At 62.2% G+C, this 20,110-nt stretch carries 21 protein-coding genes and 3 pseudogenes; 8 read left to right on the top strand and 16 right to left on the bottom strand.

All coding sequences use genetic code 11. The features are described 5' to 3' along the window. The 5 genes from EC86_RS26715 to EC86_RS0124355 form a co-directional block, all read right to left on the bottom strand. A partial coding sequence (locus EC86_RS26715; RefSeq protein ID WP_198026911.1) for a transposase occupies window positions 1-283 on the bottom strand: 283 nt, incomplete at its 3' end. A 4-nt stretch (window positions 284-287) separates the two neighbouring features. Next, window positions 288-821, bottom strand: coding sequence for a helix-turn-helix domain-containing protein (locus EC86_RS0124375; RefSeq protein ID WP_029525659.1), 534 nt, complete (start codon window positions 819-821; stop codon window positions 288-290). Window positions 822-1,187: 366 nt separating this feature from the next. Next, entirely contained in the window at window positions 1,188-2,000 is an 813-nt protein-coding gene (locus EC86_RS0124370) for an IS5 family transposase (protein ID WP_029528373.1), read from the bottom strand. Then, window positions 1,924-2,844: an IS5 family transposase gene (locus EC86_RS28260; protein WP_084181745.1), complete on the bottom strand. Its 921-nt coding sequence runs from the start codon at window positions 2,842-2,844 to the stop codon at window positions 1,924-1,926. The genes EC86_RS0124370 and EC86_RS28260 overlap by 77 nt, the downstream gene beginning before the upstream one ends. 220 nt (window positions 2,845-3,064) lie before the next feature. After that, window positions 3,065-4,003, bottom strand: a complete 939-nt coding sequence (locus EC86_RS0124355) for a VTT domain-containing protein (protein WP_051676386.1) — start codon at window positions 4,001-4,003, stop codon at window positions 3,065-3,067. Window positions 4,004-4,354: 351 nt separating this feature from the next. On the opposite strand from EC86_RS0124355, the pseudogene EC86_RS0124350 reads away from it, so the two are divergent. Continuing rightward, a pseudogene (locus tag EC86_RS0124350) lies at window positions 4,355-4,813 on the top strand (sugar dehydrogenase complex small subunit); the annotation flags it as partial. A gap of 243 nt (window positions 4,814-5,056) precedes the next feature. Here EC86_RS0124350 and EC86_RS30240 read toward each other — a convergent pair. The 4 genes from EC86_RS30240 to EC86_RS0124330 all read right to left on the bottom strand — a co-directional run bounded on the left by EC86_RS30240 (window position 5,057) and on the right by EC86_RS0124330 (window position 7,321). Next, entirely contained in the window at window positions 5,057-5,500 is a 444-nt protein-coding gene (locus EC86_RS30240) for a pirin-like C-terminal cupin domain-containing protein (protein WP_232230046.1), read from the bottom strand. Between the two features lie 72 nt (window positions 5,501-5,572). Beyond that, window positions 5,573-5,938 carry a pirin family protein gene (locus EC86_RS30235; protein WP_232230045.1) on the bottom strand — a complete coding sequence of 122 codons (366 nt, stop codon included), beginning with the start codon at window positions 5,936-5,938 and terminating at the stop codon, window positions 5,573-5,575. A 56-nt stretch (window positions 5,939-5,994) separates the two neighbouring features. Further along, window positions 5,995-6,744, bottom strand: a complete 750-nt coding sequence (locus EC86_RS0124335) for an SDR family oxidoreductase (RefSeq protein WP_029528368.1) — start codon at window positions 6,742-6,744, stop codon at window positions 5,995-5,997. Window positions 6,745-6,871: 127 nt separating this feature from the next. After that, a complete protein-coding gene (locus tag EC86_RS0124330) occupies window positions 6,872-7,321 on the bottom strand; it encodes a nuclear transport factor 2 family protein (protein WP_051676357.1) in 450 nt (149 codons plus the stop codon). A 138-nt stretch (window positions 7,322-7,459) separates the two neighbouring features. Here EC86_RS0124330 and EC86_RS0124325 point away from each other — a divergent pair, with 138 nt between their 5' ends. The 3 genes from EC86_RS0124325 to EC86_RS0124315 all read left to right on the top strand — a co-directional run bounded on the left by EC86_RS0124325 (window position 7,460) and on the right by EC86_RS0124315 (window position 9,716). After that, window positions 7,460-8,362 carry a LysR family transcriptional regulator gene (locus tag EC86_RS0124325; RefSeq protein ID WP_029528366.1) on the top strand — a complete coding sequence of 301 codons (903 nt, stop codon included), beginning with the start codon at window positions 7,460-7,462 and terminating at the stop codon, window positions 8,360-8,362. A gap of 182 nt (window positions 8,363-8,544) precedes the next feature. Further along, window positions 8,545-8,757: a hypothetical protein gene (locus tag EC86_RS29685; protein ID WP_036774188.1), complete on the top strand. Its 213-nt coding sequence runs from the start codon at window positions 8,545-8,547 to the stop codon at window positions 8,755-8,757. Next, window positions 8,754-9,716, top strand: coding sequence for an ISAzo13 family transposase (locus tag EC86_RS0124315; RefSeq protein WP_051676355.1), 963 nt, complete (start codon window positions 8,754-8,756; stop codon window positions 9,714-9,716). Before EC86_RS29685 ends, EC86_RS0124315 begins: the two co-directional genes overlap by 4 nt. A gap of 27 nt (window positions 9,717-9,743) precedes the next feature. On the opposite strand, the gene EC86_RS0124310 is transcribed toward EC86_RS0124315, so the two are convergent. Further along, window positions 9,744-9,944 carry an LrgB family protein gene (locus EC86_RS0124310; RefSeq protein WP_029528363.1) on the bottom strand — a complete coding sequence of 67 codons (201 nt, stop codon included), beginning with the start codon at window positions 9,942-9,944 and terminating at the stop codon, window positions 9,744-9,746. Further along, window positions 9,941-10,294, bottom strand: coding sequence for a CidA/LrgA family protein (locus EC86_RS0124305; RefSeq protein WP_029528362.1), 354 nt, complete (start codon window positions 10,292-10,294; stop codon window positions 9,941-9,943). Before EC86_RS0124305 ends, EC86_RS0124310 begins: the two co-directional genes overlap by 4 nt. Window positions 10,295-10,796: 502 nt before the next feature. On the opposite strand from EC86_RS0124305, the gene EC86_RS0124300 reads away from it, so the two are divergent. Next, a complete protein-coding gene (locus EC86_RS0124300; RefSeq protein WP_029528361.1) occupies window positions 10,797-12,218 on the top strand; it encodes an aminotransferase-like domain-containing protein in 1,422 nt (473 codons plus the stop codon). Window positions 12,219-12,227: 9 nt separating this feature from the next. On the opposite strand, the gene EC86_RS0124295 is transcribed toward EC86_RS0124300, so the two are convergent. Genes EC86_RS0124295 through EC86_RS0124280 form a run of 4 tightly spaced genes read right to left on the bottom strand, consistent with a single transcriptional unit; the run spans window position 12,228 to window position 16,798 of the window. Further along, entirely contained in the window at window positions 12,228-13,517 is a 1,290-nt protein-coding gene (locus EC86_RS0124295) for a c-type cytochrome (RefSeq protein WP_029528360.1), read from the bottom strand. Beyond that, entirely contained in the window at window positions 13,514-14,302 is a 789-nt protein-coding gene (locus EC86_RS0124290) for a c-type cytochrome (protein ID WP_156955502.1), read from the bottom strand. Before EC86_RS0124290 ends, EC86_RS0124295 begins: the two co-directional genes overlap by 4 nt. Before the next feature lie 20 nt (window positions 14,303-14,322). After that, window positions 14,323-15,783: a cytochrome c oxidase accessory protein CcoG gene (gene ccoG, locus EC86_RS0124285; protein ID WP_029528358.1), complete on the bottom strand. Its 1,461-nt coding sequence runs from the start codon at window positions 15,781-15,783 to the stop codon at window positions 14,323-14,325. A gap of 49 nt (window positions 15,784-15,832) precedes the next feature. Further along, window positions 15,833-16,798, bottom strand: a complete 966-nt coding sequence (locus EC86_RS0124280; RefSeq protein ID WP_051676352.1) for a Pnap_2097 family protein — start codon at window positions 16,796-16,798, stop codon at window positions 15,833-15,835. Window positions 16,799-16,812: 14 nt separating this feature from the next. Here EC86_RS0124280 and EC86_RS30230 point away from each other — a divergent pair. From EC86_RS30230 to EC86_RS30225, 3 genes and pseudogenes are all read left to right on the top strand, one after another. Next, window positions 16,813-17,160: pseudogene (locus tag EC86_RS30230) on the top strand (IS66 family transposase); the annotation flags it as partial. Between the two features lie 148 nt (window positions 17,161-17,308). Further along, on the top strand, window positions 17,309-18,544 hold the full coding sequence (locus tag EC86_RS0124265; protein ID WP_051676349.1) for a tyrosine-type recombinase/integrase: 1,236 nt from the start codon (window positions 17,309-17,311) through the stop codon (window positions 18,542-18,544). A gap of 226 nt (window positions 18,545-18,770) precedes the next feature. After that, window positions 18,771-19,181, top strand: a pseudogene (locus EC86_RS30225) (tyrosine-type recombinase/integrase); the annotation flags it as partial. 219 nt (window positions 19,182-19,400) lie between these two features. Here the strand turns inward: EC86_RS30225 and EC86_RS30220 are convergent. After that, window positions 19,401-20,110, bottom strand: a 710-nt coding sequence (locus tag EC86_RS30220; protein ID WP_156955501.1) for a tyrosine-type recombinase/integrase, incomplete at its 5' end; no start/stop codon positions are given.

The raw sequence follows: 20,110 nt of genomic DNA, 5'->3' as shown, positions 1-20,110 counted from the left end.
GCGTGGTGTGCCATCCCGCGCGGTCCAGCACCAGCACGGCATGGCGTCCCGCAGGCACCGCTTCGCTCAGGACCTGCAGATGATGGCTCATCGCCTCGGTATTGGCGTGCGGCATGACCAGACCGATGGCACTGTCCTGCCGTGGACAGACGGCGCCAAAGATGTACGCCGATTCGGACTGCTGCTGGCGCACCACCCGGGGCCGCGTTCCCTTGCGCGCCCACAGGCGCGTTTGCGTGCCGCGCTGGCCGATGCGCATTTCATCCTGGAACCAGATGTCCACCTGTTCAGGCGCAACGCCTGGCGGCAGCGTTGCGGCGACTTCCTGGACGAAGTTTTTTTTTGAATTCGGCTTGTGCAACCAGATCGGCGTAGGGACTGACGGCGCGGGCCGAAATCCATACCAGCCCCAGGCGCTTCATCAGGTCATACACACCGTTCAGGCTGTAGGCCACGCCAAACTGCCCGGCCAGCAACTGGCGGATGTCTTCGCCCCGCACCCGACCGCCGCCGCGTTCGCCCTGCAGTTGCTCGACCGCCTGGCGAAACGCTTCCTCCTGTGCTTTGGCAAGGCGCTGCGTGCTCCAGTCGTGCGGCAGACCGGCCAGACGGGCCACGCCGCCAGCGCTAAACCACTGCACCCAGCGCATGACGGCGTGGCGGGTCACGCGCAATGCAGCCGCCACTTCGGTATAGCTCTTGCCGTCCTTTAGGTGCGCCAGCGCGATCAGGCGCAGTCGCCGGCGCCCATCCTTTTCCTTGTGGGCCAGTCGGTCGAAATCATAGGGCTGCAGCTGATCAATGATGTGCTGAGATAACATTTTCGTAACCTCCTGCGAGAGCCAATATGTCTCAGACTCCGATCGCTGGCTTTGGTTCTTTGTCTGTCGGGATTGGTATAAGCGCAAGCTGTCCGCTTGAGCCGCCAAGTCTTTACAAACAAGGACGTCAGCACGGCTAGACGGCATCTGGTTTGCAGCGACCTCGCTTGTGACGACGACGCCATGACCACGCGCTACAAAAAACGGTGGTTTTTCGGGGTGTCGACTCTCAACTGGGGATACCGCGACTACGTTAGGTACGTGTTCTCACCACAAATTTTCATTCTTGTAAATTGGCAAATTTGTGTAGTTAACCGCTTAAAACATCCAATATCTTTAAAGCTTTGCCCCTCCTACTAGAGGGTGTTATGAACTCGCTCCTGAGGCCAAAAGCATGGCTGCTTTGGGCAGCATCAGCATGGCAAAGACTACGAAATGCAGCCCGGCCAATACTTCAGGCATGCGTTCGAAATCACGGCTCAGGCGCCTGAACCGGGCCAGCCAGGCGAAGCTGCGCTCCACGACCCAGCGCCTGGGAAGCAGCACAAAGCCCTTCTTCGCCTCAGGCAGCTTGACCACTTGCAGTTCAATGGCGTTTTCAGCCGCGTCCCTTTTGACCTGCTCGCCCGTGTAGCCTTGGTCTGCCCAGGCCAGCTTGACCGTATTGCCCGTGGCCTGCTGTACCTGCTCGCACAACGCATCGACCTGGGCTCGCTCTTGCTCATCGGCAGGCGTGACCGTCAGCGCTATCAAGTGGCCCAGCGTGTCCACGGCCATGTGCACCTTGCTGCCTTTGCGCCGCTTATAGCCGTCGTACCCTGCACGCGGCCCACTTTCACAGCTGCTTTGCAGGGTTCTGCCATCCAGGATAACTGCGCTGGGCTGGCCTTGGCGGCCTTGGGCAGCGCGGATGATTGAGCGCATGTCGCTGACCATCGCTTCAAAGCAGCCTGCCTCCTCCCAACGGCGAAACTGCTGGTAAACCACCGCCCAGGGTGGCAAGTCATGGGGCACAAGCCGCCAGGGCGCACCTGCCCGAGCCAGCCAGCGAAGCGCATTGAACACTTCGCGCAGGCTATAGCGCCGCTGGGGCGCCTGCTCGTCAATCAAGGCAAGGTAGGGCGCGGCGAAGTTCCATTCTTCGTCGCTCACATCGCTGGGATAAGGCTTTCTGGTCATTCCCAGGAATTAAGGGCAAGTCAGGAAAAATCAGCCCTGAGTTCATAACACCCTCTATGCAATTACGCCACAAGGCGATTAGGCGCTGTTCGGAAAGTTCAGTGGATTTCATGATGCCGGCGATGTGCACAAAGCCTAGAAACGTGATGTCGAGCTTGTCATAGCGGGTGGCCACGCGGCGAAAAACCTTCATGCGCTGGAAAAGGTTTTCCACCAGGTGGCGAGCCTTATAGCGGTGCGTGTCCAGGACGCGCTGATTCTTTCTGCGGTTGACCCGGCAGGCGATGATGACCTGCATGCCCTGCTGTCGTGATGCCTGAACAATCTTGTCACTGTCGTAGGCTTTGTCGGCCAAAAGCGCCTTGGCCTGCAGCCCATCGAGCAACTCAGGCACTGGTTTGGAGTCGTGACGCTGCCCGGCAGTCAGTACAAAGCGCAGCGGGTTGCCCAAGACGTCACACACGGCATGGATTTTGGTGTTCAAGCCACCGCGCGTGATGCCGATGGCCTGCGGGCCGCTGATTTTGCGTGCGCCTGCCGAGGATTGGTGCGCCTTGCAGCAGGTCGAATCCACCATCACCTCCTCCATGTCGGGCTGCTGTACGCCCTGGAAAAGGCGCGCAAAATGGCCTTTTTTGCACCAATACGCATAGCGCTGGTACACCACGTTCCAGGCGCCCAGCCGCTCGGGCAGGTCGCGCCAAGGCGCGCCCGTGCGGGCCATCCACAGCAGGGCGTCAAAAAACGGCCTGTGCGCCCCACCGGGGCGGCCCTTGCAAGGCGGCATGGACAGCTCGATACGCTGCCATTGCGCATCGGTGAAGGTGTGGCGTTTTTGGGTCATTGGGCTGGCCAAAACGAGGGATTACATCACTGCTTTAGCGCAAAAGGTGTGCGGCAGTCATGTAAAGCCTTTTCCAGCTTGCACAACACCAGCACCTCAAACTTTCCGAACACGGCCTATTCATTTGATGCCAATTTAAGGTGTAAAAGTGACAGACTTAAGGCAAACCGACAGTGGCCAGCCAGACCAAATTGACCGCCAATTCAGGCACCCGCAGAAACTACCCTGACCCGTGCTCATGCCCCTTCAGCTGCCTCATCCATGCGTCATACCCGCCCTTGAGCGGGCGAACACGGGTGTAGCCCCGCTTCATCAGAACGCGTGCCGCCCGCACGGCCGTGGCGTCTTGCGGGCAAGCGCACAGGGTCACGATGTCATGGTCCTTTGGCCAGGCGCTGACAACCCGGGGCAAGTCATCGAGGTGGGCCGGCGTTGCGAGTGCGATGGGACCCTCCTGGGCGATCAGCGCCTCGCCACGAAAGTCCAGCAGCAAAGGCGGTTTTTCTGATGCCATGTTTTTCATCAGTTCCGCCGGCGTGATGTGGGGAATGGCCGCGAGTTGTTCAAAACGATATTTTTGCCCTATTTTCCACAGTAGCCAGGCACCCAAGGCGATTGCGGCAACGGCGATGGCTGTGCCGCCATGCCGGCTCATGGTTTCCAGCGCGGCCTGCACCTCGGCCCGCAACCACCAGCCGGCGAGAATGGCCGCGCCCGCCCAGAGCGCCGCGCCAAGACCGGCTGCCGCTATGAATCGAGGCAGCGGCATACGCAGCGAGCCGGCAATCGGTGGCGCCACCGTGGAAAAGCCCGGAACGAACTTGGCGACCACCAGCGACCACGCGCCCCACCGGATGAAACGGCCTTCCGTCTCCGAAACACAGGAGCCCGGGTTGATGGACAGTTTGCATAAACCGGACAGGACGCGATAACCAAACGCGCGGCCGGCCTGGTACCAGACCCCGTCAGCGAGGACCGACGCCAGCACTGCGGCCGCAAGCATCTGGCCGGCTTGAGCCGGGGAGGCTGCAAGGCTGCCGGCGACCAGGAGGGTCGGAACAGCCGGCACCGGTAGACCGATTTGCTGCAGCAGCACATTCACAAACACGACCCACACGGCGTCACGCTGGAGAGCTTCGGTGATAGGGGTGAGGTCCATGCGCGTGACTTGCATTTTTCTTTGCATTATCAGCGCCCGCCCTGCTTGCGCAGCAATCAACGAATCACGGTAAGCGATCCCGATGTTGTCTGATTCCGGAATGAGGACTACTTTTCCTGCGCAGCCCGCGGCATTTTTTCTGGCAAAGGTTTAGGATGACAAACCGCCTGCCTGTCGGTCAGGTTCCAAAATTCCTTGCTACAGACCGCACAGTCGGGCTACAGATTCAAGGATCAACCAACCGACACACCGTAGCGCCGGCGCTCATCCAGCCAAAAGGAGCCGCGATATGAAGCACAGCCTCAGCCTCTTGCCCCCGGCCCGGTACCGCTCGATCCGCGGCGCCGCGTCGTTCTGGCCGGACTGAAGGGCGCCTATGCCGCCTCGCTGATTCCCTGGGCGCTGGCGCAACCCGTGGCCAGCGCCGAACAAGGCGCATTCTTGGCCGTTTCCGCCATCCTCGCGGGCCGCCAGACGCTGGACGCCGCGCAGACTAAGGGCTTGTATGAGGCCCTGGTGGCCGACGACGCGGGCTTTGCGGCCGCCGCACAGGCGCTGCTCAAACTGATCAACGACCGCAAAATCGATTCGGCGGATCTGCACAAGGTGCTCACCGACGAGAAATCGCCACTGGCGCCGGTGCCCCAGAACATCGCCAGGGCCTGGTTCATGGGAATTGTCGGCAACGGCGACAAGGCCCGAGTCCGCGCATACGAAGACGCGCTCAATGCCCAGATCGTCCAGGACTTTCTCAAACCGCCTACCTACGCCTATGGCGCCTACGGTAGCTGGTCCAAAAACCCTAGCTGAAGGAGCCCGCAATGGCAGGCAATTTATCCGCAGACTTCGTGGTCATCGACTCGGGCATCATTGGCTCGCTCGCCGGGCGCAAGCTGGCCCAGGCCGGCGCCTCGGTGCTGATCCTGGAGGCCGGCCCCCGCGTCACCCGCAACGAGATCGTGGCGCGCTTTCGCAACTCGCCGCGCCGCAGCGACTGGATAGGCGGCAAGCTGGATGGTTGGGCTCAGGCAAATGAGAGCCATGGGCGCGAACCTAATCTCGCCACGGCGGCGCGGCAACCCGATCCATCTCGCCTGCAATGGGCTCGAAGCCGCCTTCGCTCCAGCGTTGCGCAGCTTGGGCAATCCGCGCCCGATCGGTCGCCACGAAGTTCCACCACATGCGCACGGGTTGCTCCAGCGCTGCGCCGCCGATGACCACCAGCCGCGCGCCTTTCGGCCCGGTCTGCACCTTCACAACTGAAGCGGCGGGAAGCACCGCCATCTCCTGCGCGGAAATGGACTGGCCGTTGATGAACAGGGTCTGCTCGGGACTGTAGACGGCCATCTCTGCGGCTAGCGGCGGCAAGGCCCACTCGACGCCCGCGGGCAGCTGCACATCCAGGTACAACGTCGGCGAAGCGGTCCGCACCGGGCTGCGCACGCCAAATGCCTCACCCACCAGCACGCGCACCTGGACTGCACTGGTCTGGACCAATATGGGTAGATCGGCGGCGGGGACGTGCTGGAATGACGGATCCATCGTTTCCAGATCGGGCGGAAGCGCAATTCACAGCTGCAGACCGTGCAGTCGGCGCTGTTTGCCCCGTTCCTCAGGCGTCACCCGCTCGCTGTGCACGATGCCGCGGCCGGCGGTCATCCAGTTAATCGCACCCGGAGTAATGGTCTGCACCGTTCCCAAGCTGTCGTGGTGCAGGAAGCTGCCTTCGAAAAGGTAGGTGACGGTTGCCAGGCCAATGTGCGGGTGACCGCCGATGTCGCTGTCGACCTCTGGCGGCACGGTCAAGGGGCCGAAGTGATCGAAGAACACGAAAAGGCCGACGGCGCGCCTGGCCGCTGCCGGCAGCACCCGGCGTACCTGCAGGCCTGTGGCCAGCTCACTCATGCGTCCTGGTAAACAAAGCAGCTCGGTCATCGCAGTATTCCTTCAGGCCAGTTCGGTATGCATGTCAACCGCGGTGTGATGACGTGTTAAATCTGGGCGGTACCGCCATCAACAAACAGTTCGATGCCGTTGATGAAGCTGCTGTCGTCGGACGCCAGGAACGCCGCGGCCTTGGCGACCTCGCCGGGCCGGCCCAGGCGGCCTATCGGCACCACCGTCGCCAAGTGGTCCAGCAGGCCTTGCTGCTGCTCGACCGGGGCCAGGCCAGCCAGACCGGGCGTGTGCACCGGTCCGGGGCTGAGGGCATTCACGCGGATGCGGCGCGGCTTCAGGTCGAGCAGCCAGGTGCGGGCGAAATTGCGCACCGCCGCCTTGCTGGCGCTGTACACGCTGAAGCATTCCGTGCCTTTGACCGAAGTGGTGGAGGCGGTCAGGATGATCGAGCTGCCGTCCCTGAGCAGCGGCAGCGCTTTTTGCACGGTGAACAGCGTGCCCTTGACGTTGGCATTGAAGATGCGGTCGAAATGCTCTTCGGTGATGTCGGCCAGCGCCATCATGTCGCCGCCGCCGGCATTGGCAAACAGGATGTCGAGGTGGCCGGCACTGGCCTTGATCTCGGCGTACACGCGGTCCAGGTCGTCCAGGCTGGCCACGTCGCCGCGAATGCCGATAGCGCTGGCGCCGATGGACGCGACCGCCGCGTCCAGCTCGGCCTGGCGGCGGCCGGTGATGAAGACGGTCGCGCCCTGCGCGGCGAATTCCTGCGCCGAGGCCAGGCCGATGCCGGTGGTGCCGCCGGTGACGAGGGCAATCTTGCCTTGGAGTTGATGGCTCATGATGGGTAGTCCTGATGGGTTGGGAAAGGGAAGGGCTGGTGGCCCGGTTAATGGAAATGGATGCGGTGGATACGGTGGATGGGGTCAGACGCGTGGTGGCCAGGCTTTGGCCGGCCGTTTGCACGCCTCATACGCCAAAGGCCTTGCCGACGGCGTAGGTGTCTTCATGCAGGTGCAGCGCGGTGATGGCGCCGTTTTTCACCGTCAGGTGCATGGCGAAGGGCGTGCTGAATGCCTGTCCGGTGCTGCGGGCGACATGGCTGAAGCGGCCCAGCGCCACCGCGTCCTCGCCGTCGAACAGCAGCTTGTCAATCTGGGCACGACTGTGCGCCAGCTCGAAGTGCGACCACATCGTGCGGAAATACGCCGGCACCTGCTCGCGGCGGGTGCGTTGGCCGGTCCAGGGCAGCGCTTGCGGACCGGGCACGAACCAGTCAATGTCTTCGGCGAACAGCGCCGCAACCCCTTCGGCGTCCTGGGCGCCCAGGCGGGTGAAGAACGTGTTGATGAGGCTGCGAATGTCGGTTGCGTTGGCGGCCTTGGCGGGGGCGGCCCGGTCTGGGGTTGTACTGTCCATGAGCTGTCTCCTGAGGGTGGAATCAAGGCCTTTCGGCCGGGTTGATGGGGTGACAGGTGAACTTTACGGCGACTTGATTGTTCGATAAAGTAGCTAAAAGCGAATGCTTTATTCCCAATTCTGAATAATCGGAACACCATGGACCAGCTGCTGGCGATACGCGCCTTTGCCCGGGTGGTGGAGGCCGGCACCTTCACCAGGGCGGCCGATTCGCTCGGCATGCCCAACGCCTCCCTGACCAAGCTGGTGCAGTCGCTGGAGTCGCACCTGCGCGTCAAGCTGCTGCAGCGCACCACGCGCCGGGTGTCGGTCACGCCAGAAGGCGCCGTGTATTACGAGAAAACCATGCGGCTGCTCAAGGAACTTGACGATGTGGACACCAGCTTTGGCGCCGAGCAGAGCCGCCCGCGCGGCTATCTGCGCATAGACACCGGCAGCTCGGTCGCCAACCTGCTGATCATCCCGGCGCTGCCGGAATTCTTTGCCTTTTATCCGGACATCCGGGTGGACATGGGCGTGAGTGACCGGCTGGTCGATCTGGTCGGCGAGAGCGTGGACTGCGTGATCCGGGGCGGCGTCCTGACCGAGCTGTCGATGATCGGCCGCCAGATCGGCACCGCCCCCTGGGTCACCTGCGCCACGCCGGCCTACCTGCTGGCCCACGGCACGCCGACCCACCCCGACCAGCTGGAAAAGGAGCACCGGGTGGTGAGCTACCTGTCGCCGCGCACCAGCCGGGTGGTGCCGATGGGCTTTGCAAAAGCCGGCCAGAAGATCGAGGTGGTCGGCAAGCGCACGATGGGCGTCAACGAAAGCAATGCCCATGTGGCCGCCGGCCTGGCCGGGCTCGGCGTGCTGCACACCTTTGCCTACGTGGCCAGGCCGTACATCCAATCCGGCGCGCTGGTGCCCATCCTGCAGGACTGGCGGCCCGAGCCTTATCCATTTTTCGTGGCCTACCCGCCCAACCGGCACCTGAGCCGCCGGCTGCGGGTGTTCATCGACTGGATTGCCGAGCGGTTTTCCACGCTGGCGTCCTGATCCGCTCGTTTCGCCGCAGCATTGAGCTAGCTGGAACTGCTATTAGGATGCGGCCAGGAATAACTTCCCAGACCTGATAAAAATTGGGCGCTGCCCGATTGGTTTTTGAAAAATCATGCCAGGCTACATAAAATCCAGCAATGAGCACACAGACGGGTTACAGGCCAGACATTGAGGTACAGATGAAGCGGCTGTTCGCAACGCTGTCAGAAAAGGACCGTCGGCGCTACGCGGCGATAGAGACGGCCAAGCTTGGGAGCGGCGGCATCAGCGCCATCGCGGGTTTGTTTGGCCTCGATGCCAAGACCGTGCGCCGAGGTTTGACGGAGCTGGCGCTGCTTGATGATCCCGCGCTAGGCCGGGTTCGAAAAAAGGCGGTGGACGCAAGCAGCTGATTGCCAGTGCCGCTGCGCTTGAGAAGAATTTTCTCGCGCTGCTGGCCGAGTTCACGGCGGGCGACCCGATGCGACAAGGCGTGCTGTGGACGAACTTGTCGCGCCGCGAGATCAGCCGGCGCTTGAGCGAGATGGGCACGCCGGCGAGCCGCCACGTGGTGCGCAAGCTGCTCAAGAAACACGGCCTGGGCCAGCGCAAGGCATGCAAGAAAAAGTCGATGGGCGTGCATCCCGATCGCAACGCACAGTTCGAGAACATCGCCCGATTCAAGGCCAGCTCTGTGGCCCGGGGTGAGCCGGTGCTGAGCATCGACACGAAGAAAAAGGAGCTGATCGGCAATTTTGCCCGGGAGGGCCAGACCCACACGCAGGCGCAGGTGCAAACGCTGGACCATGATTTCCCCAGCGCAGGACAAGGCAAGCTGATCCCGCACGGTCTTTATGACCTGGCACGCAACGAGGGCTACCTGCACCTGAACACCAGCACGGAGACGAGCGAGTTGTGCTGCGACTCCATCGCGCGCTGGTGGGAGCGGCACGGCAGCAAGCACTATCCCCATGCTCGGCGCCTGTTGATGCTGTGCGATGGCGGGGGCTCCAACGCGTCGAATCGCCATGTGTTCAAGGAGGCGCTGCAGCACCTGGCCGATCGGCTCGGGCTGGAGATCCGCATCGCGCACTACCCGCCGTACTGCTCAAAGCACAACCCGATCGAGCACCGCCTGTTTGCCCATGTGACGCGTGCCTGCCAGGGTGTGACGTTTCACACGGTGGAGATCGCCCGGCAATTCATGGCAAAGGCCAAAACGGCCGCCGGCCTGAAGGTGACGGCCGAGGTGCTCGGCGGGGTCTACGTCAAAGGCAAAAAAGTCGCGGCAGACTTCTTGGCAAACATGCGCATCGTCTTCGATGAACACCTGCCCCGCTGGAACTACCGGGCCGTCCCGGCCAATGGCTGAGCTCGGGAAGTTATTTCTGACCACATCCTAAGTGGGATAAGGCGTGTCCGACAGCAGCAAGATACCGATAAGGGCGCTGACCGCCGTCAGCACGGGAATCAAAAAAGGGCTGGCGCCGCTGCGCCGGTACAGCCACACCGCCGCCAGGTAAACCAGCAGCGTGACCGTGAGCCACAGCAGCGGCGATTTGGCCAGGAACACCCAGATACCGGACAGGCTGGAGATCATGGCGCTGGCCTTTTATGCAGCCTGAGCATCCAGCGCAGGGTCAATGCCGTCACGACCAGGGTCACTGCCGCGCCCCCGACGCAGGCGGCCAAAAACGGCTGCCATTCCGACGCCACCCGGCCAAAATGCATCATCACGCCGGTGACCGCCGGAATGAACAGCAGCATCATGTGCTGCAGCAGCGTTCCGGCCGTGCGGCTAAGCGCGTCGGGCACGCGGCCGTACCCCAGCAGTGCTGCGAACAGCACCAGCATGCCCAGCAGCGGGCCGGGCAGTGGCAAGCCCAGCGCCTGGACAGCGACTTCACCGATCAGCTGGAACACGAATAGGATGGCAATGGCGTAAATCATGGTCGGTAGGTAAAAAAGGGAAATCGAGCGTAGCGCAATTCAAGGATTGATCAAGCTTGCGCAGCGCGTTTGGGCAAGGCATTGCCGCGAAGCGTGGGCCAGCCACAAGCCCAGCCAACGGCCCCCCCTGGCGCCCTACCCTGCCTTGCTGCTTGGCCAATCAAAAAGCTGAAATAAAGGTGATCAACTGCCAGCAGAAGGAATCATCGCCTTCTTTGTGGGGCCATCATTGACAAGACAACGCAGGGCTCAGTTTCATGAGCAGGTCATCATCGTAGCGGCTACAGATCACCTGGTGAAGTATCAGTCAGTGCCAAAAAAACCGGATCAGATAAAACCGCGATTGACTTTGGTCGCGTCAAAGAACTCTGATGTAATCCGCAATCAAAACAAGAAATCAGCACAGATGCCATGGATGACGACCATCTGAATAAATCAATCACAGCTGGTTTTCTCGCAGACCGGCCTTGGGACGCCAAACAGTCCTGCAACGAAAAAAAACATGAAACGCTACGAAGCACTGGCCAGCGAAATTAGCGCCTCCATCCAGACCGGCGTCCTACGCTCAGGTGACCGCCTGCCGTCGGTGAGGCAAGCCAGCGCCAGCCGTGGCGTGAGTCCGTCCACCGTGTTCCAGGCTTACTACCTGCTGGAAGCCCAAGGCCTGGTCCGGGCGCGCGAACGCTCGGGCTATTACGTGGCGCCAGGCGTTCGCCAGTTTCCGCCCGAGCCTGACATGGCGTCAAGGCCGCCCGACGAAGCCGTCGCGCTGAACGTGAGCGAGCTGGTGTTCGAGGTGCTGCAGTCCACCATGGCGCATGACGTGGTGCCCCTGGGTTCAGCCTTTCCCAGCCCGCTGTTGTATCCACTGGTCCGGCTCGGAAAAGTGATGGCCGCCTGCGTGCAAAAACTCGATCCGTGGGGCACGGTGGATGACTTGACGCCGGGCCACGCCGGGCTGCGGCGGCAGATTGCCCTGCGCTACCTGGCCGACGGGCTGCATGTGCATACCGACGAGATCGTCATCACCAACGGCGCGCTCGAAGCGCTGAACCTGTGCCTGGAAAGCGTCACCCGGCCCGGCGACACGGTGCTGGTCGAGTCGCCCACCTTCTATGCCGCCTTGCAGGCCCTTGAGCGGCTTGGACTCAATGCCATCGAGGTGCCCACGCATCCGCGCGAAGGCATCGAGCTGGCAGCGCTCGAGCATGCCTTGGCGCGCCACCAACCCAAGGCCTGCTGGCTGATGACCAATTTTCAGAACCCGCTGGGCAGCTTGATGCCCGACAGCAAGAAAAAGGCCCTGGTCGAGCTGCTCACGCGCTACCAGGTGCCCTTGATCGAGGACGATGTCTATGGCGAGCTGTATTTTGGCGACAAGCGGCCCATGCCCGCCAAGGCCTTCGACACCGAGGGGCTGGTCATGCATTGCTCCTCTTTTTCGAAATGCCTGGCGCCGGGCTGGCGCATCGGCTGGGCTGCGCCGGGACGCTTTGCGCGCCGGGTCGCCCGGCAAAAACTCATCACCAGCCTGGCCACTTCGGCGCCCGCCCAGGCCGCGCTGGCCGCCTACCTGGAAAAAGGCGGCTACGACAAGCATCTGCGCCGGCTGCGCCATGCCCTGCAAGTGCAGCAGGCCCAGTTCGCCCAAGCGCTGGGCCAGCACTTTCCTCCGGGCACGCGCGCCACGCGGCCTGCCGGTGGCTACTTTTTGTGGGTCGAGTTGCCCGATCAGGTGAACGCCCTGGAGATTCACCGCCAGGCCCTGTCGCTGGGCATCAGCGTGGCACCGGGGCCAATTTTTTCAGCCAAGCAGGACTTTGCCAACTGCCTGCGCCTGAACTATGGCCATGTCTGGGATGAACGAACCGAACGGGCCGTTGCAACGCTAGGGCAACTGGTTCGGGCTCAGGCCAACCGATGAGGGCCTGCATCAATGCCCCTGGTTGGCCCGGATGCGACTGACTTCTTGCGCCGTGATGGTGCTGGCCTGGTTGCCCCATGAGGTGCGAATGTGGGTGATGACATCGGCGACCTCGCCGTCGCTGAGCACCAGCACAAAAGGCGGCATGCCGAACGGTTTGGGATTGCCAGCCGTGGCTGGCGGGTAACCACCGCCCAGCACCATTTGCACCAGGTTGGTGGTCGAAGTCATGGTCACTGCTCGGTTGCCGGATAATGGCGGATAGGCATTGGGTACGCCCTGGCCCTTGTCGCCGTGGCACTGCGCGCAGTGCTGCTCATAGAGTTTTGCGAATTTTTCCGGGTTGGCCGGGGCGCTCACCGTGCGCGGCGCGGCCGATGCTTCGGGCGCAGGGCTGGCGCCGGGAAGCGCCTTGAGGTAAGTAGCCATGGCGCCCAGGTCCTGGTCTGTCAGGTGCTGGGTGCTGCGCAGCACCACCTCGGCCATCGGTCCGCTGACCGATGCGCCCGGCGCTACGCCGTTTTTGAGCAGGCTCACGATGTGCTCCCGGTCCCAGCCGCCCACGCCGGCCTCGTGCGGTGAGGCCAGCGACGGCGCATACCAGTTCTGCATCGGGATCAGACCACCGGCCAAGGCTAGGCTGTTGCGAGTTCCGCCCAGCGCATCGCGGGGTGAATGACACGCGCTGCAGTGGCCCAGGCCACTGACCAAGTAGGCGCCCCGGTTCCATTCGGCATCGCGGCTGGCGTCAAGCTGGTACACGCCGGGCTTGAAATAAAGGGCGCGCCACACCGCCAGCGCGGCCTGCGACTGGTAGGGAAAGCGCAGCGTGTTCGGCTGATTCGGCTGGTTGACCACCGGCTGGCTGCGCAGGTAGACAAAGATCGCGTCCGAATCCTCCCGCGTCACCTGGGTGTAGCTGGTGTATGGAAAAGCCGGATAGAGCAGCCGGCCGTCCTTGGAGCGGCCGTTGTGCATGGCGCGCCAGAAATGCGATGAGGTCCAGCTGCCAATGCCGGTAGCAGCGTCGGGCGTGAGGTTGGAGGTGAACACCGTGCCGAACGGCGTGGCAATGCCCAGGCCGCCGGCATAGGGCTGTCCGCCACGCGCCGTGTGGCACGTCATGCAGTTTCCGGCCACCGTTAGGTATTTTCCGCGCGCGATCACGCTGTCGCTGGTCACGAAAGCGACCGGGACATCCACATCGACTTCGTCGCGCACGTTCAGCGACCAGACCACGGCGCCAGCGCCAGCTGCGAGCAGGCCCATGCCAAGTGCCAGTTTCAGTCTTTTTTTCATTTTTGAGCCTTCGTTCCGACCATGCCAGGCATACCGGATGCAGGCAGTGATGCGCTGCCGCAGTCAAACGCGGGGCTTCCTGGCGGCGGGACTGGCAGCGATGTGGCGGGGTGGCTGTCGGCCGGCAGCGGCTGGGCGGCAATCCAGCTGGAAACGGCGTGGATGTCTTCCAGGCTAAGGCGGTCCACCACCTGCTTCATGCAATCGGGTGCATGGGCCTGGCGCTGCCCGGCCTTCCAGGCACCCAGCTGCGCATTGAGGTAGTGGCGCGGCAAACCAAGAAGGCCTGGCACCCCACGCGCCACGCCGGTCATGGTTTGGCCGTGGCATTGCACGCAGGCCGGCAGCTTGCGGCTGGCGTCGCCTTGGGTAGCGAGCTGGCGGCCCAGGCGCAGTACCTCGGCCGGTGCCGTGCTGGGCAGCGGGGCCGGATAAGGCACCTCCAGGCTGGAGAAATACTGCGCCATTTCCAGCAGGTAGGCGTCGCTCAGCGGATCGATCAGTCCGGTCATCAGGGCGTAGTGACGCCGCCCGTCGCGGAAATTGAGCAGCTGGTGGTACAGGTAGCTGGCCGGCTTGCCGGCCAAGCGCGGGTAGTAGCCATCAGGCGCGGCGCGGCCTTGCGGGCCGTGGCAGGCGGTGCACGCCAGCGTGCGCTGGGCCATCGTGTCTTCAAACGGCGCAGCGGCGGCGGCCGGAGCCAGGCCGCCTGCCAACAAACCGCAACTCATCAGTACAGGCGCTGCCATTTGGCGCAGCAGAAATTCCAGTCGAGTCTTCTTCATGGGTTTCATCATGTCGGTGTTCACCGTGGAACCCAAAAGATGCTGTCCTCCAGAACCTGCACTTCCCGAACTTCGTGGCCGTTTTCCGCCAGTTGTGTGACGGCAAAATGGATGGGCAGTTTATGGCCGGCCAGGGATGCGGCGGCGGCGCCCGGCAATTTGACGGTGACGGGGACGTAGCGTTCTTCAATGGGCATGAGCTCCAGGCCAGCGGCCTGCGCCAGGGTCATTCCGTGCGGCCCCTGGACATCGATCCGGTAACGCTGCACCGTTTCGGTTGCGTTCATGACCTGCAGCCGATAGACATTCTCGGCAACGCCCTGCCCCACTGTGCGGGCTATGACGCCGCGGTCACGGATGACGTTCACCCGGAAAGGGCTGCGCAGGGACAGGCTGGCGACCACTGTGGCCGCGACCAGCAGCAAAATGGCGCCGTAGACCAGAACCCGGGGCCGCACGATGCGTCGGAGCAGTTCCGAGCGGCTCCAGCCATGGGCCAGGGCATTTTCTGTGGAATAGCGAATCAAGCCGCGCGGGTAGTTCATCTTGTCCATGACCGAGTCGCACACATCGATGCAGGCCGCGCAGCCGATGCAGTTGCTCTGCAGGCCGTCACGGATGTCGATACCGGTCGGGCAAACCTGCACGCACAAGGTGCAGTCGATGCAGTCGCCCAGTCCCAGCGCTTTGGGCTCGGCAGTGCGCGGTCGCGAGCCGCGCGATTCGCCGCGCACCTTGTCGTAGCCGATGATCAGGGTGTCGCGGTCGAACATGGCGCCCTGAAAACGGGCGTAGGGGCACATGTGCTTGCAGACCTGCTCGCGCAGGTAGCCCGCGTTGCCGTAGGTAAAGAGTCCGTAGAACACCACCCAGAACACTTCCCAAGGGCCTGCGCTCCAGGCGCTCGCTGAAGCGGCAAGCGTGAGGATGGGCGTGAAGTAGCCGACGAAGGTAAAGCCCGTCCACAAGCTGATGGTCAGCCACAGCGTTTGCTTGGCGGCCTTGCGCACCAGCTTTTGTGCTGACCAGGGCGCTGCGTCCAGCCGCATCCGGGCAATGCGGTCACCTTCGGTTTTGCGCTCGATCCACATGAAAATTTCGGTGTAGACCGTTTGCGGGCAGGCAAAGCCGCACCACAGCCGTCCGGCCACGGCGGTGAAGAAAAACAGCGCCAGCGCCGAGAGAATCAGCAGCGCGGCCAGGTAGATCAGGTCCTGGGGATACAAAGCCAGGCCGAACAGGAAAAAGCGCTGGCCCTCCAGGTCGAACAGCACCGCCTGGCGCCCATTCCATTGCAGCCACGGCAAGCCATAGAACACGAGCTGGGTGATCCAGACCATGGCCCAGCGCCAGGCGGCAAACCAGCCGCTGACCGCACGCGCGTAAATCTGGTTCGGTGCCTCATAGGCAAATAGCGAGGCAGCGGCGGTTTTGCCGCTGCCGGCCACGGCGATGGGAATTATTTTTCTGGGCTTGCTCATGGAGGACTCACAAAGGGCGGTGTTGCCTTGTCCCCTACTGTGCCGAACTTCAATCTGATGCGTAAGAGGCAGTTGCTTTTAAAAAAACCATATCAGTTGGGATTGTCAGCGCCTTGCCTTGGGCATAAAGCGGGATGAGCTTGCGCGTGTATACCTCTGCAATGCGCGCGTTGTCGGAGCCGCGCCGCAGTTCAGACCGGTGGCTCAGGTGCATCCCGCCTGAATCGTGAACGCCCAAAGACGTGCGTACCGAGTCGCCAAGATTCATGTTGCTGTAGAAGACCATTTCGCGCTCGATGATCGAGGCAGGTTGGCCCGGCGGCAGAGCATTCACCATCCAGGACCACTCGGCACGGTCCACCACGGCCTGGAACGAGGCGAAGTACAACAGGTCGGCGCCATTGAAGTCGTTATTGGGACACGGCATGAAGACCGTTTCGTACCTGTCTGTTCCGCCCTCCTCCAAATCCATACCAGGAGGCCCACTCCAGACGCCAGCCCGACGTTCGCGCCCGTGACGCACAAACGCGTCGGCGGCAGTGGCTAGTTCCTGGTCCATGGCGTCGTGGTTGACCTTGGACTCGGTCATCGCGGCACGCACTACACTGAGGTTGTTGCCCGGCTTCTCGCGGCGCACAAAAGCCGAGAGCATCTCCACCCGTGCCCCGCGCCGACCATGCACCCGCAGGTCATGTCGGCTGTAATGCTGGGCTCGCCCGACCGACCGGCAGGCAGGCAGGCACTGACTGATGATGAAGAAGGCGTCGTGTTCCCCGATCTGCTCCAGCTTGGCATCGCTCAGGCGCACCAGCGTGAACGCCGCATAGACCTTGCGGCCTTGCGCATTGCGGAACTCCGGCTGCTGCCTGCCCAATGCTTGCGCCATCGCCAGCCAGTGGCGATGTCCGCATTCCTTCAGTAGCCAGTTTTCCGACAGGCCGTTGTAGCAAAGATTGGGCATGCCGGCGACATAAAGCGCTTCAAGGCAGGCCTGACGCACAACAACGCGGGTCATGACAGCAGGACTTCTGCTTGGCGCATTGCCGACGCGGCTTTCATGAGGCGCTGCAGGCGCTGCCCAGGAACGCGCGCGGCCCCGAGCAGCTCGCTGCGCGGTTTCTCGCGCTCATCGCCCAGCTGTATGCGGTGGAGTCACGCGCACGCGAGCACCGGCTCACTCCCCAGTAATTGCTGGCCCAGCGGCAGCAGCACAGCGTGCCCGTGCTTGGCCAGATACAGGCGTTGCTGCTGGCCAACCTGCACACCGTGCTGCCGGGTAGTTTGCTCGGCAAGGCGCTGCATTACCTGGCTTCGCAATGGACGAAGCTGGCGCTGTATGTCACCGATGGCGCCTATCCGATAGACAACAATGCCTGTCATGCCGCTAACGGCATGACAGGCATTATCCGACTCCAAAATTATGCCGAATTCGACTTGCGCGAAGGCGTGGCTGTGGCGCTTATGAGTCGGCATAATTCCCATGATTTCTTCAGGCTGGCAATCACGCTGGCCGAGGAGAAATCACATGACGATAGACATGACCGCAGGCGGCCTATATGAAGGGCTGCCGGCACGTCATATTGAGGCCTTCCTTGAACACCTGCGCACAGCGGGATATGTCGACTCGACGCTTCGTAAAAAGCAAAGAGTCTTGACCGCCTTCGCGCGATGGATGAAGGGCAGGACCATCGCTTTGGCGCACCTTGACGAATCCGCGATCGGCGCTTTCGTGAACCGCTCAGTTGGCGCACCGGCGACTCGTGTTCAGTTCGAGCTCGCGGTGTTGCGACTGCTGCTGACGTATCTTCGCAGCAAAGCCATAGTTCGATTGGCGGCGCCGGTCGACGATTTGTTGGTTGACCGCATCAGTGGCCGTTACGTTGACTATCTGCGGCAAGATCGCGGGCTTGCCGAGAATTCGGTGCATGTCTACGCACCTTTCATTCGTAATTTCCTTCGCAGCCAGCATGCCGCAGACACTGGCTTCGTCATACCTGCCGCGTTCGATGCCACGACGATCCGAAACCACCTCCTGGCCCGCAGCAAGGGGCGCTCAGGCGAGTACACACGGCTCATGACGGTGGCACTGCGCTCGTTTTTCCACTTCCTCTTTCTGTGTGGCGACACGCCGCGTGATCTGGCGAGTGCAGTGCCCACGGTCAGAAAGTGGCGGCAGTCATCCGTGCCAACTTTCCTTACGCCAGAACAAGAAGAAACCATTCTTTCCTGTACGGATCGATCGAGTCCTCGCGGGCGCTGTGACTATGCCGTATTGCTTCTGTTGGCACGACTCGGGCTGCGCGCAGGTGAAATCGTTGCACTCGAACTCGATGACATCCACTGGCGTTCAGCCGAACTCGTCGTTCACGGCAAGAACCACATGGTCGAGCACGTGCCGCTCCTATACGACGTTGGCGAGGCATTGGCGATGTACCTTCGTGATGATCGTGGCGCAAGCGCATCGCGGCGTGTCTTTTTGCGAATGTGGGCACCACGGATTGGTTTGACGGGGCCTGCGGCGGTCGGCCATATTGTCCGCCTGGCCTTCGCTCGTGCCGGGTTTCGTCCCGCATGCCGGGGTGCTGCGCATCTGTTTCGTCACGGCTTGGCGACGACAATGATCCGTCATGGCGCGTCCATGGCTGAGATTGCTGAAGTCTTGCGGCATCGCCCGCAAGACAGTACCGCGATTTACGCGAAAGTATCTTTCGAAGCCCTGCGTGGTGTAGCACGGGCGTGGCCAGCGACGGGGGGTGCATGATGAGTGCGATTCGCGATTCCCTGGTCCAGTACGTGGCCGTTCGCCGTGCCCTCGGATCGAAATTCTATGAGCCGGCATTGGCGTTGGATCACTTTGTTGACTTTCTCGAACGGGAGGGATCCGGGTTCATCACTACCGATCTGGCCCTGTGCTGGGCGATGGAGCCTAAACTTGCCCAACGGGCAACGTGGGGGCGGCGCCTCTCGCAAGTGAGGGGATTCGCCAAATGGCTCAACGCCGCCGATATCCGCAACGAGATTCCCCCAGCGCGACTTCTGGAGGCTTGCCGGCGACGCAATGCGCCGCACATCATACCGAACAGGAAATTGAGCTGCTCATGGCGCAAGCGGCTCGACTGCGTTCGCGTACGGGAATACGGGCGCAGACCTATTGGACGCTGATCGGGCTTTTAGCCGCTACCGGCCTAAGGTCAAGCGAGGCCATTGGACTGGACCGCTCTGACGTCGATCTGGTGAACGGCATCCTCTCGATTCGGGAATCCAAGTTCGGCAAATCACGCTTTGTACCGATTGAAGAGTCGACCCGCGCGGCACTCGAACGTTATTCACGATGCCGCGACCAGATCTTCTCGCTACGGATAAGTGAGGCGTTCCTCGTCGGCGAACGAGGTCTGCGGTTGAAGCCTGGTTCTGCCCGTAGCATGTTTGTAAGATTGTCCCGCGTGGTCGGCCTGCGGGCCACAAGGGAGGACGGGCGCGCTGGGCACGGACCACGCCTTCAGGACTTCAGACACTATTCCGTGTCCGGGAATATGCCGCGTGGCGTCAGGCAAGCCTGTGCTGCAGGGGCAATCGGTAGCATCGAGCAAGGCGTGCAGTCGGCATATTCCATGGCTTCAGAGCGCATTGAGAAAGGCGAGCAGTTTGTCATCGGGTCGAAAGCGGCCCACCCGCCCAGGCGGCGGTTCAACTTTGTCCAGAGCGGCCTGCTTCATCGCCAGATTTGCATCGAGATAGATTTGCGTCGTCTCAATCGACTCGTGTCCGAGCCACAGGGCAATCACGCTGCGTTCAACCCCTGCCTGCAGCAGTTCCATCGCAGCCGTGTGGCGCAACACGTGCGCAGTCACATGTTTTTTTCCCAATGACGCACAGGTTTGACCGGCTTGTGTAACGTGCTTTGCCAGCAAATACTGCACACCATCGGCGCTTAGGCGGGTGCCCCTTGCACTGGGAAAGATAATGGCTTCATCGCTGGCCTCAATCTCACGCAACCAGGCACGCAAGACATCCGCAGTTGCCTTGGTCAGCGGCGTCGATCGTTGCTTGCGGCCTTTGCCAACGACACGTACATGGGCTCCCGTGGTCATGCAGACATCACGCCGGCACAAACCAGTGATCTCCGACAGGCGTAATCCCGTCTGAACAGCCAGTAGCATGAGTGCGTGGTCACGCCGACCTGCGCGGCTGCTCAGGTCCGGAGCGTGCAAAAGGGCGTCAACCTCCTGTCTTGTCAGAAACCCAATCTGGGTGCGGGTAAGTAACCGGTAACTGAACGGCGTCCTTCCTTGCAAAGGTGTCGCCGGGAACAATGCCTTCATCGATT

Origin of the sequence: Polaromonas glacialis, assembly GCF_000709345.1 — a bacterium.
GTDB classification, from domain to species: domain Bacteria; phylum Pseudomonadota; class Gammaproteobacteria; order Burkholderiales; family Burkholderiaceae_C; genus Polaromonas; species Polaromonas glacialis.
This window is presented reverse-complemented; position numbering and strand designations above follow the sequence as displayed.

Bases quoted from the DNA above. Each gene is read 5' to 3' on its own strand.
- EC86_RS0124375 (WP_029525659.1), bottom strand. From the start codon at position 821: ATGTTATCTCAGCACATCATTGATCAGCTGCAGCCCTATGATTTCGAC.
- EC86_RS0124370 (WP_029528373.1), bottom strand. From the start codon at position 2,000: ATGACCAGAAAGCCTTATCCCAGCGATGTGAGCGACGAAGAATGGAAC.
- EC86_RS28260 (WP_084181745.1), bottom strand. From the start codon at position 2,844: ATGACCCAAAAACGCCACACCTTCACCGATGCGCAATGGCAGCGTATC.
- EC86_RS0124355 (WP_051676386.1), bottom strand. From the start codon at position 4,003: ATGGACCTCACCCCTATCACCGAAGCTCTCCAGCGTGACGCCGTGTGG.
- EC86_RS30235 (WP_232230045.1), bottom strand. From the start codon at position 5,938: ATGACCGAGCTGCTTTGTTTACCAGGACGCATGAGTGAGCTGGCCACA.
- EC86_RS0124335 (WP_029528368.1), bottom strand. From the start codon at position 6,744: ATGAGCCATCAACTCCAAGGCAAGATTGCCCTCGTCACCGGCGGCACC.
- EC86_RS0124330 (WP_051676357.1), bottom strand. From the start codon at position 7,321: ATGGACAGTACAACCCCAGACCGGGCCGCCCCCGCCAAGGCCGCCAAC.
- EC86_RS0124325 (WP_029528366.1), top strand. From the start codon at position 7,460: ATGGACCAGCTGCTGGCGATACGCGCCTTTGCCCGGGTGGTGGAGGCC.
- EC86_RS29685 (WP_036774188.1), top strand. From the start codon at position 8,545: ATGAAGCGGCTGTTCGCAACGCTGTCAGAAAAGGACCGTCGGCGCTAC.
- EC86_RS0124310 (WP_029528363.1), bottom strand. From the start codon at position 9,944: ATGATCTCCAGCCTGTCCGGTATCTGGGTGTTCCTGGCCAAATCGCCG.
- EC86_RS0124305 (WP_029528362.1), bottom strand. From the start codon at position 10,294: ATGATTTACGCCATTGCCATCCTATTCGTGTTCCAGCTGATCGGTGAA.
- EC86_RS0124300 (WP_029528361.1), top strand. From the start codon at position 10,797: ATGAAACGCTACGAAGCACTGGCCAGCGAAATTAGCGCCTCCATCCAG.
- EC86_RS0124295 (WP_029528360.1), bottom strand. From the start codon at position 13,517: ATGAAAAAAAGACTGAAACTGGCACTTGGCATGGGCCTGCTCGCAGCT.
- EC86_RS0124290 (WP_156955502.1), bottom strand. From the start codon at position 14,302: ATGAAGAAGACTCGACTGGAATTTCTGCTGCGCCAAATGGCAGCGCCT.
- ccoG (WP_029528358.1), bottom strand. From the start codon at position 15,783: ATGAGCAAGCCCAGAAAAATAATTCCCATCGCCGTGGCCGGCAGCGGC.
- EC86_RS0124280 (WP_051676352.1), bottom strand. From the start codon at position 16,798: ATGACCCGCGTTGTTGTGCGTCAGGCCTGCCTTGAAGCGCTTTATGTC.
- EC86_RS0124265 (WP_051676349.1), top strand. From the start codon at position 17,309: ATGACGATAGACATGACCGCAGGCGGCCTATATGAAGGGCTGCCGGCA.